Origin of the sequence: Bradyrhizobium sp. ORS 278, assembly GCF_000026145.1 — a bacterium.
Lineage (GTDB): Bacteria > Pseudomonadota > Alphaproteobacteria > Rhizobiales > Xanthobacteraceae > Bradyrhizobium.
In genome coordinates this window covers 6,468,347-6,485,028 of sequence record NC_009445.1, presented here as the reverse complement: position 1 = coordinate 6,485,028, position 16,682 = coordinate 6,468,347, and the positions used below count along the sequence as shown (strand labels likewise).

Sequence of the window (16,682 nt, the reverse complement as noted above, 5' to 3'; positions counted from 1 at the left end):
TATGCCCAGTTGCGTCGGCGCACCGCCTTAAGCCCCGATCGCGATCTTCGGCTCGGCGTCGGCGTTGGCCGCCATTTCCTTCAGCGCGCGGCGGTACTCGACCGGCATGACCTTGCGGAACTTCGGCGCAAAGTCCTTCCAGTTTGCCAGGATGTCGGCGGCGCGCTTGGAGCCGGTGGCCTTGGCGTGACGCGAGATCAGGACGTGCAGGCGCTCGACGTCGGACGCCAGCAGGTTCTTGAACACGTCGACCCGGCCATGCGCCTCGAGGTCGCCCATCTGGTGATAGGTGTCCTCGGCGATCATCTCCTCCGACAGCACCGGCTCGAGCTCGACCATCGCCATGTTGCAATGCTTGTCGAAGTCGCCGGCCTCGTCGAGCACGTAGGCGATGCCGCCCGACATGCCGGCTGCGAAGTTGCGCCCGGTCTTGCCGAGCACCACCACGATGCCGCCGGTCATGTACTCGCAGCAATGATCGCCCGCGCCCTCGACGACGGCGACCGCGCCGGAGTTACGCACAGCGAAGCGCTCGCCGGCAATGCCGCGGAAGAAGCACTCGCCGGAGATGGCGCCGTACATCACGGTGTTGCCGACGATGATCGATTCCTCCGGCACGATACCGGAGTTGCGCGGCGGCTTGACGATGATGCGGCCGCCCGACAGGCCCTTGCCGACATAGTCATTGCCTTCGCCTTCGAGCTCGAAGGTGACGCCGTTGGCGAGCCAGGCGCCGAAGGCCTGACCGGCGGTCCCCTTCAGGCTGACATGGATCGTGTCCTGCGGCAGGCCGGCATGGCCGTAGATCTTGGCCACCGCGCCGGAGAGCATCGCGCCCGCCGAACGGTCGGTGTTGTTGATCTCGGCTTCGATCTTGACCGGCGCGCCGCGGTCGAGCGCGGGCCTGGCCTGCTCGATCAGCCTGCGGTCGAGCACGGCGTCGAGGTGATGATCCTGCTTCTCCGAGTGGAAGATCTTCTGGCCCGGCGCTTCCTTCTGCTTCACGAACAGCTTTGAGAAGTCGAGGCCCTTGGCCTTCCAATGCGCCACCAGCTTGGACTGGTCGAGCATCTGCACCTGGCCGACCATCTCGTTGAACGAGCGGTAGCCGAGCGAAGCCATGATCTCGCGGACCTCTTCGGCCACGAAGAAGAAGTAGTTGATGACGTGCTCGGGCTGGCCGGTGAAGCGCTTGCGCAGCACCGGGTCCTGGGTGGCGACGCCGACCGGGCAGGTGTTGAGGTGGCACTTGCGCATCATGATGCAGCCGGCCGCGATCAGCGGCGCGGTGGCGAAGCCGAACTCGTCGGCGCCGAGCAGGGCGCCGATCACGACGTCGCGCCCGGTCCGGAAACCGCCGTCGACCTGGACCACGATGCGGCTGCGCAGCCGCTCGCGCACCAGGGTCTGGTGGGTTTCGGCGAGGCCGATCTCCCACGGCGAGCCGGCATGCTTGATCGAGGTGAGGGGCGAGGCACCGGTGCCGCCCTCGAAGCCCGCGATCGTCACATGGTCGGCGCGCGCCTTGGCAACGCCGGCGGCAACCGTGCCGACGCCGACCTCGGAGACCAGCTTGACCGAAACCTGGCCGTCCGGATTGACGTTCTTCAGGTCGTAGATCAGCTGCGCCAGGTCCTCGATCGAGTAGATGTCGTGGTGGGGCGGCGGCGAGATCAGGCCGACACCCGGGGTCGAGTGGCGTACCTTGGCGATGGTGGCGTCGACCTTGTGGCCGGGCAGCTGACCGCCTTCGCCGGGCTTGGCGCCCTGCGCCATCTTGATCTGCATCATGTCGGAGTTGACGAGATACTCCGTCGTCACGCCGAAACGTCCAGACGCGACCTGCTTGATCGCCGAGCGCATGGAGTCGCCGTTCGGCAGCGGCTTGAAGCGGTCGGCTTCCTCGCCGCCTTCGCCGGTGTTCGACTTGCCGCCGATCCGGTTCATCGCGATCGCCAAGGTCGTGTGCGCCTCGCGCGAGATCGAGCCGAAGCTCATCGCGCCGGTGGCGAAGCGCTTGACGATCTCCTTGGCCGGCTCGACCTCGTCGATCGGGACGGGCTTGCGCTTGTCGTCCTCGGCGGACTTGATCCGGAACAGGCCGCGCAGGGTCAAGAGCCGCTCGGACTGCTCATTGAGCAGCTTTGCGAACGCCTGATAGCGGTCCTTGGAGTTGCCGCGCACCGCGTGCTGCAGGGTCGCGACGGACTCGGCGGTCCACGCATGATCCTCGCCGCGGGTGCGGTAGGCGTACTCGCCGCCGACATCGAGCGCCGACTTGTAGACCAGCGCATCGCCGAACGCGTCGCGGTGGCGGCGGGTGGTCTCCTCGGCGATCTCGGCGAGGCCGACGCCTTCGACGCGGGTGTGGGTGCCGTAGAAGAACTTCTGCACGAACTCGGCCTTGAGGCCGACCGCGTCGAAGATCTGCGCGCCGCAATAGGACTGGTAGGTCGAGATGCCCATCTTCGACATGACCTTGAGCAGGCCCTTGCCGATCGACTTGATGTAGCGCTTGACGACCTCGTAGTCGCTCAGCGCGCCCGGCAACTTGTCCTTCAGCGCGATGATGGTCTCGAAGGCGAGGTACGGATTGATCGCCTCGGCGCCATAGCCTGCCAGGCACGCGAAGTGATGCACCTCGCGCGGCTCGCCGCTCTCGACGACCAGACCGACCGACGTGCGCAGGCCGGTGCGGATCAGATGATGATGCACGGCGGCGCAAGCCAAGAGTGACGGGATCGGGATCCTGTCGTTCGAGACCATGCGGTCCGACAGGATGATGATGTTGACGCCCTCGCGGACGGCCGCTTCCGCGCGGCCGCAGAGATCCTCGAGCACCTGCTCGAAGCCAGCGGCGCCAAGGCTCGCATCGAAGGTGGTGTCGAGCGTGCGCGAGACGAAGTGGCTGTCGGAAACTTCAGAGATCGAGCGGATTTTCTCGAGGTCCGCGTCCGTCAGGATCGGCTGATGCACCTCGAGCCGCTTGGTCGAGGCGACGCCTTCGAGGTCGAACAGGTTCGGCCGCGGTCCGATGATCGACACCAGGCTCATCACCAGCTCCTCGCGGATCGGGTCGATCGGCGGGTTGGTGACCTGGGCGAAGTTCTGCTTGAAGTAGGTGAACAGCAGCTTGGGCTTGTCCGACAGCGCCGAGATCGGCGCGTCGTTGCCCATCGAGCCCGTCGCCTCCTCGCCGGTGGCGGCCATCGGCGTCATCAGGATGTTGATGTCCTCGGCCGTGTAGCCGAACGCCTGCTGCCGATCGAGGAGCGGCAAATTGGTGCGCGCGCCCTTGGTCGGCGCGTCCGGCAGCTTCTCGACCTGGATCTGCGTACGCGTCAGCCATTCCTGATAAGGGTGGCTGGCGGCGAGTTGCGCCTTGATCTCGTCGTCGGGAATGAGGCGCCCCTCTTCGAGATCGACGAGCAGCATCTTCCCGGGCTGCAGCCGCCACTTGGTGACGATCTGGTCCTCCGGAATCTTCAAGACGCCCATCTCGGACGCCATCACGATGCGGTCGTCCTTGGTCACGAGATAGCGCGCCGGCCGCAGGCCGTTGCGGTCGAGCGTGGCGCCGATCTGGCGGCCGTCGGTGAAGGCGATCGCGGCGGGGCCGTCCCACGGCTCCATCAGCGCGGCGTGATATTCGTAGAACGAGCGGCGCTCCTCGCTCATCAAGGGATTGCCGGCCCACGCCTCCGGGATCATCATCATGACCGCGTGCGGCAGCGAGTAGCCGCCCTGCACCAGGAATTCGAGCGCGTTGTCGAAGCAGGCTGTGTCCGACTGGCCCTCATAGGAAATCGGCCAGAGCCGGCTGATGTCCTTGCCGAACAGCTCGGATGACACCGACGCCTGGCGCGCCGCCATCCAGTTGACGTTGCCGCGCAGCGTGTTGATCTCGCCGTTATGCGCGATCATCCGGTAGGGATGCGCCAGCGACCAGGTCGGGAAGGTGTTGGTCGAGAACCGCTGATGCACCAGCGCCAGCGCGCTCTCGAAGTCCGGCTCGTGCAGATCGGCGTAGTACTTGCCGAGCTGGTCGGCCAGGAACATGCCCTTGTAGATCACGGTCCGGCACGACATCGAGCACGGGTAGTAGCCCGACATGCCGCGGTCGCGGCGCTGATAGATCGCCTGCGAGATCGACTTGCGGAGAATGTAGAGCTTGCGCTCGAACTCGTCCTCAGTCTTGGCGGCGCCGTTGCGGCCGATGAACACCTGCATGCTGCGCGGCTCGGTCGGCTTGACCGTCACGCCCAGCGAGGAGTTGTCGGTCGGCACGTCGCGCCAGCCGAGCAGCACGAGGCCTTCATCTTCGATCTGGTCGGCGATGATGCTCTTGATGACGTTCCGCCAGGAATCGTCGCGCGGCATGAACAGCGCGCCGATGGCGTATTCGCCCGGAGCGGGCAGCGTGAAGCCGAGCTCCCCAGCCTTGCGCGAGAAGAAGGCGTGCGGAATCTGCACCAGGATGCCGGCGCCGTCGCCGAAGCGCGGGTCGGCACCGACGGCACCGCGATGCTCGAGGTTGCACAGGATGTTCAGCGCATCCGAAACGATCTGATGCGACTTCTGGCCCTTGATGTTGGCGATGAACCCGACACCGCAGGAATCCTTCTCCTGCGAAGGGTCATACAGGCCCTCGGCCTCTGGGCGCCACGTGTGCAATTCGCGCGTGATCTCGGCCGGTTTTTCATGCGAATCCACAGCCAGCACCGCGCCGCCCAACTTTCCGTGCTCGACCTTCGATCCGCTCATATCCGTCCCCATCAGTTATTGGTCAGGGCCTTCACCACAGTCCGGTACACAGTCCAGCGCACCCCGGGCGCTGCGCGGGCCCCTCTCAGGAGCCAACGCTCGTCCTTCTCAGCGAGCCGCATTTGCAGAATTCAGGCCAGCCGCCGGGGGACGAAGTCCCCGCTGAACGCATGGCCTGTTCATGTCGCAGCGCCCATGTCTCGACGTCACCGTCTCAACGTCATTCGGCGCCGTAACATCATTGCAAAGTCTCGGTCACCTTTGCAACGAAATTTTAGACAGCAATTCTGTCCTAAACCGCAAGATGCCAAACTTTAACCTATCACACAAGCGCGTCAGAGTCCTGCCGTTCGAGCCCCGCGGGACCTGCACGGCCCGGCAAATCTTCCGGTTTTCGAAGCATCGAACGACGGGAACCGCCGGACCGATCACGCGCTGCGCGCAATTTTGAAATCCTTCGCCCCGTTCCCGCCAAGTCTCCGACCCAGGACCGCCGGAATCACGGCGGAACGTCAGCGCTCTTGAGAAGAAGCGAACAGCTTCACGTGCGGGGGCATGCAGGAGCTTTGAGCCATGAAGTTGCTAGTTGGAGCCGTCTCAGCCGCGTTGATCGCGACCATTGCCGCCGCGCAGGCCGAGCCGCTGCCACCGTACAATGGGCGCGGTCCGTATCGGGCAGTCTCCGATTTCGAGGCGCCTTATAGCGAGGCGCCGCCACCGGCCGTGGTCCCGGCGCCGCCGCGCTACGGCTACGGACCCGGCGCGGACTACGGCTACCGCGAGCCGCGCTACGCGCCGCCGGCGCCGGTCTACCGCCAGGACGGTTATCGTGACGGCTATCAGCAGGACTATGGCTATGCGCCGGCGTTCCTGCCGGTGCACGAGGTCTATGCCGTGCTGCGCGACAACGGCTTCTCGCCGCTGGGCGCGCCACGCCAGCGCGGGAATGTCTATATCGTCGCGGTGCTCGACCGTGAGGGCGAGGACGGAAAGCTCGTCATCGATGCCCGTTCCGGCCGCATCATCCGCTTCGTGCCCGCGTTCCAATGGGGCGAGGATTACGAGCGCATGCGTTTCGAGCCGCGCGGCGGCCTCGACCGCCTGCCGGCGCCGACCGTGATCCGCGCCGACCCGCGCGTGACGCCGCCCGCCGCGCCACGGGTCGCCAATGCGATGCCAGCGCAAGTGCCGAAGGTGCCGACGCCGGTTGCCCGCCCGGCGCCCGCGCCGCAGACGGCCGCGCTGAACCCGAAGCCCGCCGAGGCGGCCAAGCCAGTCGCGCCGACGCTCGCCGACATCAAGCCGGCCGAAGCCAAGCCGGCGGACGTTAAGCCGGTGGAGATCAGGCCGAGCGAAGCAAAGGCCGACGTCGCAAAGCCGGCTGAATCCAAGGCTGCTGAATCCAAGGCTGCTGATTCCAAGCCTGCCGACGCCACATCTGCCGATACCAAGGTATCCGAGGTGAAGCCGGCGGTCGCCAAACCGGTCCAGTCGGCCGCGGCGGCGCCGCAGACCACCGGATCGATCGCGCCCGCCGCCACCAAGCCGGCGCCGCAGATCCTGCCGACCGCGAAGATGCCGCCGGCCCAGGGGCTGGAATAACAGCAGCCTGCCAGCGGTTTGCCCCGCCGCCGGCCGCCACCAAAACTGTCATCGCCCGGCTTGACCGGGCGATCCAGTAATCACCGGCATTTCGGTCGATCACGACCGCCGCGGCGTACTGGATGCCCGCCTTCGCGGGCATGACGGCCGGGTGCGGGACATGTAGTCGGGCACCTCAAGGCGATTGCTTCAACAAGCCAGAACGGGGGGGGACGCGGCGAAGCCTCGGAGGATCTCGGCGCCACCCTTCCACGAAAAAAAAACGCCCCGGTATCCCGGGGCGTTCGTATTTCTCACTAGCGGTCTCGCTGATTACGCTGCGGCCTTGTCGGCCGAACCTTCGATCGCCGGCTGCTCGGCCTTGGCATTGGTCGAGATCGGGATCGACCGCGGCTTCTTGGCCTCGGGAATCTCGCGGACGAGATCGACATGGAGCAAGCCGTTCTCGAGGCTGGCGTTCTTCACCACCACGTGGTCGGCGAGCTGGAACGAGCGCTCGAAGGCGCGGGCGGCGATGCCGCGATAGAGCACCTCGCTCGTCTTGCCGTTCTCGTTGGCGGCCTTCTCGCCCTTGATCGTCAGCGTGTTTTCCTTCGCGACGAGGGAGAGCTCATCCTTGGCGAAGCCGGAGACCGCGACGGTGATGCGATAGGCGTTCTCACCGGTGCGCTCGATATTGTAGGGCGGATAGCCGGGGCTGGGCTCGGCGGTGGCCTGGTCGAGCAGCGAGAACAGACGGTCGAAACCGACGGTGGAACGGTAGAAGGGGGTGAGGTCGTACGTACGCATGGTCAAAGTCCTCCATTGAGCGACTGTTGGGCAAACCCGCCCGCCATCGGGCCGGGCTGTCGTGCAGCCGTGACGGCCTGCACGATTTCGATATGGTTCAGGCGTTTGCACCTTCAAGGGTCCCAAAGCGGGCTCTTTTTGCCATTCCACCCCTTGATTCCCCGAGCTTTTCACCTATTCGATGGGCGCCTCATGACGCTCGTCTCGATTCCCGCCAATCCCGTGCCCGAGAACGCCACCGCCGGCACCATCAAGACCCCTGATGGCGCCGAGCTGCGCTTTGCGCGCTGGGCGCCGCCCGCGGGGCGCAAGGGCACCGTTTGCGTCTTCACCGGCCGCAGCGAGATGATCGAGAAGTATTTCGAGACGGTGCGCGATTTGCGCGATCGCGGCTTCGCGGTCGCCATCATCGACTGGCGCGGCCAGGGCCACTCGTCGCGGCGGCTGCGCGACTCCCGCAAGGGCTACGTCCGCTCGTTCTCCGACTACGAGCTCGACGTCGAGACCTTCGTCACCGAGGTCGTGCTGCCCGATTGTCCGCCGCCTTACTTCGCGCTGGCGCATTCGATGGGCGGCACGGTGCTGCTGCGGCTCGCGCATTCCGGCAAGCGCTGGTTCGACCGCGTGGTGCTGTCGGCGCCGATGATCGACCTGCCGGGCAAGCGCACGTCGCTGCCGGCTCGGCTCCTGCTCCGCGCGATGCGCATCGCGGGGCAGGGCGGCCGCACCGTGCCGGGTGGCAACGACGAGATCAGCGGGCTGGCGCCGTTCGTCAACAATCCGCTGACGTCCGATCCCGTCCGCTATGCCCGCAACGCCGCGATCCTCGAGGAGGATCCGACGCTCGGCATCGCCTCGCCGACGGTCGCCTGGGCCGACGCGGCGTTCTCGGCGATGGCGACCTTCCGCGGCATGACCTATCCGTCGCAGATCCGCCAGCCGATCCTGATGCTCGCGGCCTCGAGCGACACCGTGGTGTCGACCGCGGCCATCGAGGAATTCGCCTATCATCTGCGCGCCGGCTCGCACCTCGTCATCGCCGGCGCCAAGCACGAGATCCTGCAGGAGCAGGACCGCTACCGTTCGCAGTTCTGGGCCGCCTTCGACGCCTTTGTGCCGGGCACGCCGCTGTTCGGCTGAACCGCAGACCCGTGCGCCGCAGAGCCCTGCTTATTTCGTCGACAGCACCTCGCCGAAGCGCTCCCACTGCTTGCCGGTGAAGCGCATGAACTGCACCTGCTCGACCGGCAGGTGGTCGCTCTCGGACGTGTTGACCGTGATGCCCGGCAGCAGCATCGGCAGCTCCAGATCCTTGATCGACAGCGCCTGCCTGAGGATGTTTTCGCGCGAGAGATCGTCGCCGGCCGCCTTCAGCACGTGCTCCAGCACCATGCCATTGTTGTAGCCGTTGACGTAGTTGGAATCGCGGACGTCGCCGTCGGGCACGTATCTGGCCATGAACTCGCGCCAGCCCTTGACGCCGGCATCGTCGGCCCAGGCCGGATCGAGCGGGTCCTTGACATAGGCGGTCGAGATGATGCCCGTGCCGGCCTCCAGGCCAGCCGGCTCCATCACCGACGACATCCAAACCGAGACATTGGTCAGGAAGGTCATCGGCCGCCAGTTGATCTCATAGGTCTTGCGGATCGCCTGCGCGGCGAATTTCGGCGTCGCGGCGATGATCAGCGCATCGGCGCCGGTCGATTTCAACTTCACGATCTGCGAGTCGATGGTCGGCTCGGTAGCCTCGTAGCTCGCTACCGTCACCGCCGTGTCGAAGCGCTCGCCGAGCACGTCCTTCAGGCCGGCGAGATAGTCGCGGCCGAAATCGTCGTTCTGGGCCAGCACGGCGAACGTCGCCTCCGGTTTCTTCTGCAGCGCGTAGCGCGCATACATCCGCGCCTCGTTGCGGAATGGCGCCATCACACCCATCAGAGTGAGCGGAAACTGCGCGGCATCGCCGAACTTCGAGGCGCCGGAGGCCACGAACAGTTGCGGCACCTTCTTCCCCTGCAGATATCTTGCGATTGCGGTGTTGTGCGCGGTGCCCATCGTCGAAAAGATGAAGGAGACTTCGTCGCTTTCCACCAGCCGGCGAGTCTGCTCCACGGTCTTCGGCGGCACGTAGCTGTCGTCGAGCGAGAGCAGGTTGACCTTGCGGCCGTTGATGCCGCCGCGGTCGTTGACCATCTTGAAATAAGCCACCTCGCCCTTGCCGAGGATGCCGAACGCCGACACGGGCCCGCTATAGGGCATGGTCTGGCCGATGCGGATCTCGGTGGCGGTGACGCCGGGCTGCTCGGCGGCGCGTGCGGCAGACATCGGCATCGATGACACTGCGATGAACCCCGCGGCTGCAATGGCGCTTCGCATGGAGACCTCCCTGTGCGCCGCGCTGTCGGCGGCGTTCTGTCGGGCAGCATAGGGCGCGGGTCAACGTATCATCAATAAAAATATATTTTTTGCTGAAAATGTATTTTCGATCTCTGTTATGGTGCTTCAAATCTCGGCCGAGTTCGCCATGTCCGGAAGCGCTACCCAGACCGTCTATGAGAAACTGCGCGCCAGCCTGCTCGCCGGCCTCTACCAGCCGGAGGAGAAGCTGAAGATCAGCGAGCTCGGGGCCGCGTTCGCGGTCAGCCCCGGAGCGATCCGCGAGGCGCTGGCGCGGCTGACGGCGGAAGGACTGGTGACGGCGCTGCCGCAGCGCGGCTTCCGTGTCGCGCCGGTGTCGGTCGCCGATCTGCGTGATCTCACCGACATGCGTATCGAGATCGAGACCAAGTGCCTGCGCCGCGCCATCGCCAATGGCGATCTGGGTTGGGAAACCGCGGTCATCGCCGCGCATCATCGCATGGCGGCAACACCGATCGCCGCCGACGACGGCAGCTTCTCGCCGGCCTGGACCATCGCGCATGGTGAGTTTCACGCCGCGCTTGCGCAGGCCTGCGGCAGCTTCTGGATGTTGCGGGTGCGCGATCTCCTGTTCGTCCACAACGAGCGCTATCTCGACCTCGCCCGCAAGGCCGATCGCGGCCGGCGCGACGCCGCGCGCGAGCACCGCGAACTGATGGAGGCGGCACTGGCGCGCGACGCGGAGCGCGCGGCCGCGGTTATGGCCGCGCATCTCGGCAAGACCCGGGACACGATCGAAGCGGTGCTGCTCGCCTCTGCTGCGCTCAGCGCGCAGAGGTAACGGCCATGACAGCATGGCGGCAGACTGTGCTCTGGCCGCTCTCGCGCAGTCCCGCGGCTTGCGTCATCTTTGCCCGCCCGCGCCGTCTCAGGGAGCGCGCCATTGATGCTTTCGACCCGATTCATCACGGGCCGCAGGCTGCCAACCGATGAGAAGCAGATGCAGGAACAGCGCGAGCCTCTGAAGGCCCTGCAGGCGTGGTACGCCTCGCATTGCGACGGCGAGTGGGAGCATCGGTATGGGATCAGGATCGGGACTCTGGATAATCCGGGATGGATCCTGAGGATCGACCTCTCCTCAACGGAATTGGCCGAACGCCCATTCACGGACGTGAAGGTGCAGGGCGACGATGATGATGATTGGTGCCATTGCCGGGTTCGCGACGGCGTTTTCGAGGCCTTCTGCGGTCCCCATCATCTCGAGGACGTCATCTCGATCTTCCTCGCCTGGGCCATCGCGGCCGTGCGCGAGGCAGAGCATTGAGCCTGATGAAACAGAGGCCGTTCGCCACTTTGAGGGGCTCTCTGCCATGACGACGAAGCAGATGTTTAAGAGGTATTATTGTACAACGATGCGGTGAGCGGTGTAAGGTCGGGGCTTGCTTGTCAGCATCACCCGCGAGGCCCCGTCGTGGATCAATCAGAGAAATACCGCACGTTCTACGCCAAGCTGATCTGCGCCGCCGCCAAGCTCGAGGATCCCCGGATCGAGGAGGCGTTCCGCAGCATCCCGCGCGAGCCATTCGCGGGGCCGGGGCCCTGGTGGATGATCCTCGGCGGCGGTCATCCTTATGTGCAGACGCCCGATGACGATCCTGCCTTCCTCTATCAGAACCTGCTGCTCGCGCTGGACTACGAACGCGGCATCAATATCGGCCAGCCTGGCGCACATGCGATGTGGCTGGGCGCCTGCGGCATCAAGCCGGCCGACACCGTGGTGCATGTCGGGGTCGGCAGCGGCTACTACACGGCGATCCTCGCGCATCTGGTCGGTCCGCACGGGCGGGTCCATGCCTATGAGATCGACGAGGCGATGGCCGCGCGAGCGCGCGAGAACCTCGAGCATGTGCCGCAGGTGGAGCTGCGGCTGCAATCCGGCGCCGGGGCGGACCTGCCGCCGGCCGACGTGATCTATGTCTGTGCCGGCGCGGCGCAGCCGAGCCGGTCCTGGCTCGATGGCTTGCGGCCGGGCGGACGGCTATTGTTTCCCTTGGCGCCGCAGGACGTCTTCGGCGGCATGTTGCTGATCACGCGTCCCGGTCAAGGCACGGTCTGGCCGGCGAAATTCGTCAGTCGCGCCGGGTTTATCGGATGCGTCGGCCTGCAGGACGAGAACGCGGGCCGCCGCTTGAGCGCGGCGTTCTCGACGGATTGGGCCGCCGTGCGCTCGTTGCGTCTCGACGGAGCGCCGGACGAGAGCTGCTGGTTCGCCGGCGACGGCTGGTGGCTATCGACGGCGGAGGCTTTGGGGTCCTCTGATCCATCCGAGCACGATCCGCGACGCTGACCTTGCGTCGACCGGATTCGCGCGGCGATCGTGATCGCGCGATCACGACGGCATCGTCCAGCCTTGCGGTCACCTCGTCAGGTGCGCCTCGGAGACCGCATGATTGAACATCGCGTTCAGCGCCGACGTGATATCCGCCGGCGTGTTCGCAGTGTAGAAGAATCCAGGCGATGCGCAGGCCTGCAGGCTCGGCGGAATGTTGGGGATGTTGTTGTTGGCATAGTCGTCCTCGTCGCCGGCGAACGACGCATTGACCGGGTTGATCGTCTGATAGGGGATGTAGAGGACGGAAATGATGATCCCGCGATTCTTCAGCGGCGTGCATGACGTGGTGGGGTTGATCGTGGTGGCATGATTGCTGCCGGACCACGAGCCGTTCGGCACACCCTTCACCTGCGGATCCTGCGCGCCGTCGGTGACCAGGAAGACATAGGGAAGCGTGTTGGTCGTGGCGCTGCCATCGCCGACGCTGGTGATCAGGCTGTTGACGCTCGAGAGCGCCGTGTCGATGTGCGTGCCGCCCGAGCCCAGCGAGGCGTTGGTGTTGGTGTCGAGCAGCGTCGCCAGGTTCGCCGCGGCATAGTTGATCGTCGAAGAATCGCTCGTCGAGCCGCTGATGTTGGTGGTCAGCGGATAATAGGAATAGAGGTAGCGGATGAACGGGTACAGCCCGATCCGGAACTGATTGGCGACCTTCTTGGTGGTATTGGCCGTCGTGAACAGCTGATTGACGGCGTAGCCGACGGCGTCCAGGCGCAACTGGATACAGTCATCCGTTCCGTCTGTCGGGCAGTTCGCCACCGTCGGCAGCTTGTTGTAAAGGGAGTTCGGCAATCCCGAGACGATCGACGACGGGAGCTGGACGCCCTTCGGATTGTTCTTGTTGGTGGTCAGCAGGCTCTTGTAGCCGCTCTGACTGACGCGCGAGATCGCATAGCCCAGGCAATAATTGTTGGTTGGATAGCCCTGGGTTCCAGAGTCGGTGCAGGCGCTGTTCTGCGGCGAGAAGTGGCACGCGAGCGTGCAGCCGGTCGGATATTGCCGGTAGTTGTCCGGGCTGATGGCCTGCATGCGCTGTGCTTCGGCCGATGTCGAGGGCAGACCCATCGATCCCGACACATCCAGGGTCAGATAGAAATCGAGATAGAGCGGCAAGGTAACCGACGAGGACGAGCTGCCGCTGACGGTGATCGACTGATAGCCGATCACGGTGAGGAACGTGGTCGGAACCGCCGCGGTGAACTGGACTTGCGATGAGAGCGTCGACCGCGTCTTGGTGACGGTGCTGGTTTCGGACGTCAGCGTATAGCCTCCGAACGTCGACGCGTTGCCCTTGAAAATGTTGTCGGCTTCGTTGACACCCGCGGTGACGGACCCGTCCGACGTCATCGCCATGGCCGCGGCATAGCCGGCCGAGTTGACGGAGATGGAGGCGATGCTGGCCGCATCCGCCGCGGACTGCAGCTTGACCTTCAATCGCATGGCCATGGAGTAGTCGGTTCCACAGCCAATCGCTGTCAGGATCGGCAACAGCGCCAGCGCGAACGTCGTGGCGATGTTGGCCTTGCTGTCCCCGACGAAGCGCGCAACGAGCGCGGTCGCCCGGCTCTTGGGTCCGTTGATACCCACGCTCGACCTCCATGATCCGGACTCGTTGGAGCCGGTCGTTGTTCTTGTTGGCCGTCCTGCCTTCGGATCGGCGGAGGCTGTTTGCCGCGCTGATCCAGCTGCGGCAAAACATCGCGCGCGTGTATTGCATTTCGGTTTATGTCACTGAGGAGTTGCGCGGTCCCGAGATACCACTTCACGGCTCAAGCTGAGCCGTCGAATAGTTCCAAGCAGGGAACTTCCGATCACCAGGGTGAGTCCAACGGAACGACGCCCGCCGGATCGCTGCGGAACTTAGCCGGTCAATCGCGTTTCGCTCTCGCTCTCGTCGTGGATGCGAAACTGCATCGTGCAGCGCAGGCCACCGGGATCGAAATCCAGCGTCACCGACCATCCGGTCTCGGAGCCGAAGATGCCCGTGATCATCTTCGTACCGAAGCCGCGTCGCGTCGGCTTGCGGACCAGCGGCCCATCGCGTTCGACCCAGATCAGTCGGACGATCCCGCTCTCCTGGCCGGTCCACGCAATATCGAGCTTCCCCGAGGGCGTCGAGAAGGCGCCGTATTTGGCGGCGTTGGTGCTCAGCTCCTGGATCGCCGCCGACAGTGCGAGCGCGAGCTTGGGCGGCAGCAGCAGGCTCGGACCGCTGATGGTCAGGCGGTCGGGGCCGGCATAGGGCGCCAAGGTGCGGTCGACGATAGCCCCGACGTCCGCGCCCACCCAGTTGTTCTCCGTCAGCAGATTGTAGGCCTCGGAAAGGGCGAGGATGCGTCCTTCTAAGGCAGCTACGTAGTCATTCACATCGCTGGCGCTCGAGCGTGATAGGCGTGCGATGGATTGAACCGTACCCAGCGTGTTCTTGACGCGGTGATTGATCTCGTCGAGCAGTTCACGCTGCTGGCGGAGGGCGCTCGCCAGTTCGCCGCCGACGCGGTGAAGCACCTGCTTCATGCGATTGACCTCGGCGATCCGCCCCATGGTGGGCGCGGCGACGCCGGCCTGAAGACCCGACACGTAGCGTTCCAGATCGGCAAATCCGGCCAGGAAGCGTTGTGCGAGCAGCCGCGCCAGCGCCATGCTCAGCGTGAAGGTGAAGACCGTGAGGGCGACGATCCACTCGACGGTCCGGTGCAGCGGTCCATCGATGGCATCGCGCGGCACGGCCAGATTGATCGTCCAGCCGCTCTGGTCGGAGCGCAGCAGCGATGTGTAGGTCGCGACCCCGGACCGCGACACGGCCTTGATCCACCACGCCGCGGCCTGGCCGATATGCGATCTCACCGCCGGGATGGTTAGCTGGCCGATCAGGTCGTCGTCGCCTAGCAGCGGCCGCCGCGCCAGCAGCAGGCCCTGCTGGTCGATGATGCTGCCGACGAGTCCTGGGGACACGTAGTCATCCATCAGCGTCGACAGATATTTCGGCGACAGCCCGACATTGAGCGCGTAGCGGATCTGGCCCGCGATCCGCACCGGGACGGCGATCGTGACGATCGGCTGGCCGTCGACAACCGCCTTCTGCAGGCCTGACATCTGCGGTCGTCCCGTCTCGATCGCCCGGCGCTCGGCCTCGAAGGCGGTGCGTCTGGGCAGCGGCGTTCCCGGATCGAGCCGGGTGTTGACGAGCTGCTGTCCATCGGGCGCATACAGCGCGATCGCCACCCCGCCGATCAGCTTGACCGCGTCGATCGCATGATCCCTGAACTCGGTGAAGCGCCCGGTCGCGAGTTGCGGCGACAGCGCGAGGATCTGCAGATCCTCGATGATGTTGGCGACCCGCAACTCGGTCGCGTTGCGCATCAGCCGCAGCCGATCCTCGTACTCGACCTTTCGGTATTGCGAGGACTCCGAGACGAAGTGATAGGCGAGGAACGCCGCGCAAGCGGTGATGGGTATCGACGTCGCCAGCGCCAGGATGAGGAGATAGGCCGAGATCGGCCAGGTGCCGGAGTTCCCGGCGATCCGCAATCTCCCACGAAACACCACGTCTTCTCCCCTCGCGCCGTTCACCGCATCGGCCGCACGTCGCCGGATCAGCTCTCAAGGGAAGCCTGTGCCCGCACGGAACTCGAACTAACATGTGGAACTTTTGTTCCAGCGAGTCTGACGCGCTTCAGCCGCCGTTGACAGATCGCGTCGTTAGGCTCGTCTGTCAACCAGAACCGCAGCCTCATCGTTCGCCCGTCGCATCGATCCGATTGTGCATCGATGAAGATTCGGGTGCGGCGCTCCGCGCGGAGTGTGGAGATCTTTGATTTCGACTTTTCAGATTCGGCGACCATGCGTTAGACCTCGATGTGGTCGGATGCGCATTCGCCATGGATGCTTGGCGCGCCGATTTGTTTCTTCGGCTCCATCAGGCGATGAGCCCCGCCGCCGGCTGTGAGTTGGAAGGTATCGCTCCTGGTCGGGTCTCAGGAGCCATGGGCTCGGTGGTCATGCATGACCGATCCGGCCGAAGGGCAGGCTGTGCCACGGTGCTCGCATTGATACCTGCTAATAGTCGTTAACGCGCAAAGGGCGTGCTCTGTCGCTGGGATCGTCGGTCGCAGGACGAGAGTCTGTCTGATCGCACAACCTTGTCGTGCCGAAATTCGTGCGCCAGTGTCGAACGACATGCCCGCGGAGCGAGCGTTAAGACGGCTTCATGCTGGCCCTGCAGCGCGTTCAAGGAGGCGTTCACCACGCATCATTTGATCTGTTCGTTTCTGTGATCCCGGAAACCCGCTGGTAACGCGCCGTCTCGCTTAGTTCGGCCCGTTGATAAGTTTCAGGAGGAAGCATTTATGATGAAGATGATCGCACGAAAGCTTGTTGGCCCCCATGCCCTCAATTCCGGCTTCGGTCTGGTGAGCATGTTTGCACTCACGGGCGTTGTCGCGTCACTCGTGCTGGTTCAGCACGGCGTGAACATCAGCCCGCCCGCAATGTTCTGATCAACTGTCAAGACGACAACACCTGCCTCCCGGCTAACGTGAACTGCGAGCTTTTCCGCCGAAAATCGCCAGCCCCTGCGGATCGCTCAACCTCAGAAGCTGCCCATCATCTGCCGCCGCGCCGAGCCGCCCGGGTCGACCCCGGTGTTTCGGCGCGTCCGCAGGATTCCTCGAACCCGGCGATCGGCCTCTGGTGGACCTGATAGCGTTCGCCTGACCGGCCGATCTGATTTGCCCAACGGGCACGCATTTGCAAAGCCTGTCCAGCCCTCCGGCGACCATCC

11 protein-coding genes are annotated in these 16,682 nt (G+C 64.9%); 6 read left to right on the top strand and 5 right to left on the bottom strand.

From position 1 onward, the window contains the following. Positions 1-27: 27 nt before the first annotated feature. On the bottom strand, positions 28-4,764 hold the full coding sequence (gene gltB / locus BRADO_RS28980) for a glutamate synthase large subunit (protein ID WP_012029767.1): 4,737 nt from the start codon (positions 4,762-4,764) through the stop codon (positions 28-30). A 573-nt stretch (positions 4,765-5,337) separates the two neighbouring features. Here gltB and BRADO_RS28975 point away from each other — a divergent pair. Then, complete coding sequence (locus BRADO_RS28975) at positions 5,338-6,366, top strand: hypothetical protein (protein ID WP_012029766.1); 1,029 nt, start codon at positions 5,338-5,340, stop codon at positions 6,364-6,366. Between the two features lie 312 nt (positions 6,367-6,678). Here the strand turns inward: BRADO_RS28975 and BRADO_RS28970 are convergent, their stop codons facing one another. Then, positions 6,679-7,155 (bottom strand): Hsp20 family protein, encoded by a 477-nt coding sequence (locus tag BRADO_RS28970; RefSeq protein WP_012029765.1) that lies wholly within the window; start codon positions 7,153-7,155, stop codon positions 6,679-6,681. 192 nt (positions 7,156-7,347) lie between these two features. On the opposite strand from BRADO_RS28970, the gene BRADO_RS28965 reads away from it, so the two are divergent. Next, positions 7,348-8,295 (top strand): alpha/beta fold hydrolase, encoded by a 948-nt coding sequence (locus BRADO_RS28965; protein ID WP_012029764.1) that lies wholly within the window; start codon positions 7,348-7,350, stop codon positions 8,293-8,295. Between the two features lie 30 nt (positions 8,296-8,325). Here BRADO_RS28965 and BRADO_RS28960 read toward each other — a convergent pair whose 3' ends face one another. After that, positions 8,326-9,528, bottom strand: a complete 1,203-nt coding sequence (locus BRADO_RS28960) for an ABC transporter substrate-binding protein (RefSeq protein WP_012029763.1) — start codon at positions 9,526-9,528, stop codon at positions 8,326-8,328. Positions 9,529-9,676: 148 nt separating this feature from the next. On the opposite strand from BRADO_RS28960, the gene BRADO_RS28955 reads away from it, so the two are divergent. The 3 genes from BRADO_RS28955 to BRADO_RS28945 all read left to right on the top strand — a co-directional run bounded on the left by BRADO_RS28955 (position 9,677) and on the right by BRADO_RS28945 (position 11,857). Then, positions 9,677-10,351, top strand: a complete 675-nt coding sequence (locus tag BRADO_RS28955; protein ID WP_041757806.1) for a GntR family transcriptional regulator — start codon at positions 9,677-9,679, stop codon at positions 10,349-10,351. A 69-nt stretch (positions 10,352-10,420) separates the two neighbouring features. Continuing rightward, entirely contained in the window at positions 10,421-10,834 is a 414-nt protein-coding gene (locus BRADO_RS28950) for an immunity 53 family protein (RefSeq protein WP_244422912.1), read from the top strand. Between the two features lie 147 nt (positions 10,835-10,981). Next, a complete protein-coding gene (locus BRADO_RS28945; RefSeq protein ID WP_012029760.1) occupies positions 10,982-11,857 on the top strand; it encodes a protein-L-isoaspartate O-methyltransferase in 876 nt (291 codons plus the stop codon). 69 nt (positions 11,858-11,926) lie between these two features. Here BRADO_RS28945 and BRADO_RS28940 read toward each other — a convergent pair whose 3' ends face one another. Both BRADO_RS28940 and BRADO_RS28935 read right to left on the bottom strand, forming a co-directional pair. Beyond that, on the bottom strand, positions 11,927-13,486 hold the full coding sequence (locus BRADO_RS28940) for a TadE/TadG family type IV pilus assembly protein (RefSeq protein ID WP_012029759.1): 1,560 nt from the start codon (positions 13,484-13,486) through the stop codon (positions 11,927-11,929). A 273-nt stretch (positions 13,487-13,759) separates the two neighbouring features. Then, positions 13,760-15,445, bottom strand: a complete 1,686-nt coding sequence (locus tag BRADO_RS28935; protein ID WP_371259374.1) for a sensor histidine kinase — start codon at positions 15,443-15,445, stop codon at positions 13,760-13,762. Between the two features lie 803 nt (positions 15,446-16,248). On the opposite strand from BRADO_RS28935, the gene BRADO_RS35535 reads away from it, so the two are divergent. Continuing rightward, a complete protein-coding gene (locus BRADO_RS35535; RefSeq protein WP_012029757.1) occupies positions 16,249-16,398 on the top strand; it encodes a hypothetical protein in 150 nt (49 codons plus the stop codon). The last annotated feature ends 284 nt before the right edge of the window (positions 16,399-16,682 follow it).

Bases quoted from the DNA above. Each gene is read 5' to 3' on its own strand.
- BRADO_RS28970 (WP_012029765.1), bottom strand. From the start codon at position 7,155: ATGCGTACGTACGACCTCACCCCCTTCTACCGTTCCACCGTCGGTTTC.
- BRADO_RS28975 (WP_012029766.1), top strand. From the start codon at position 5,338: ATGAAGTTGCTAGTTGGAGCCGTCTCAGCCGCGTTGATCGCGACCATT.
- BRADO_RS28960 (WP_012029763.1), bottom strand. From the start codon at position 9,528: ATGCGAAGCGCCATTGCAGCCGCGGGGTTCATCGCAGTGTCATCGATG.
- BRADO_RS28965 (WP_012029764.1), top strand. From the start codon at position 7,348: ATGACGCTCGTCTCGATTCCCGCCAATCCCGTGCCCGAGAACGCCACC.
- gltB (WP_012029767.1), bottom strand. From the start codon at position 4,764: ATGAGCGGATCGAAGGTCGAGCACGGAAAGTTGGGCGGCGCGGTGCTG.
- BRADO_RS28955 (WP_041757806.1), top strand. From the start codon at position 9,677: ATGTCCGGAAGCGCTACCCAGACCGTCTATGAGAAACTGCGCGCCAGC.
- BRADO_RS35535 (WP_012029757.1), top strand. From the start codon at position 16,249: ATGATGAAGATGATCGCACGAAAGCTTGTTGGCCCCCATGCCCTCAAT.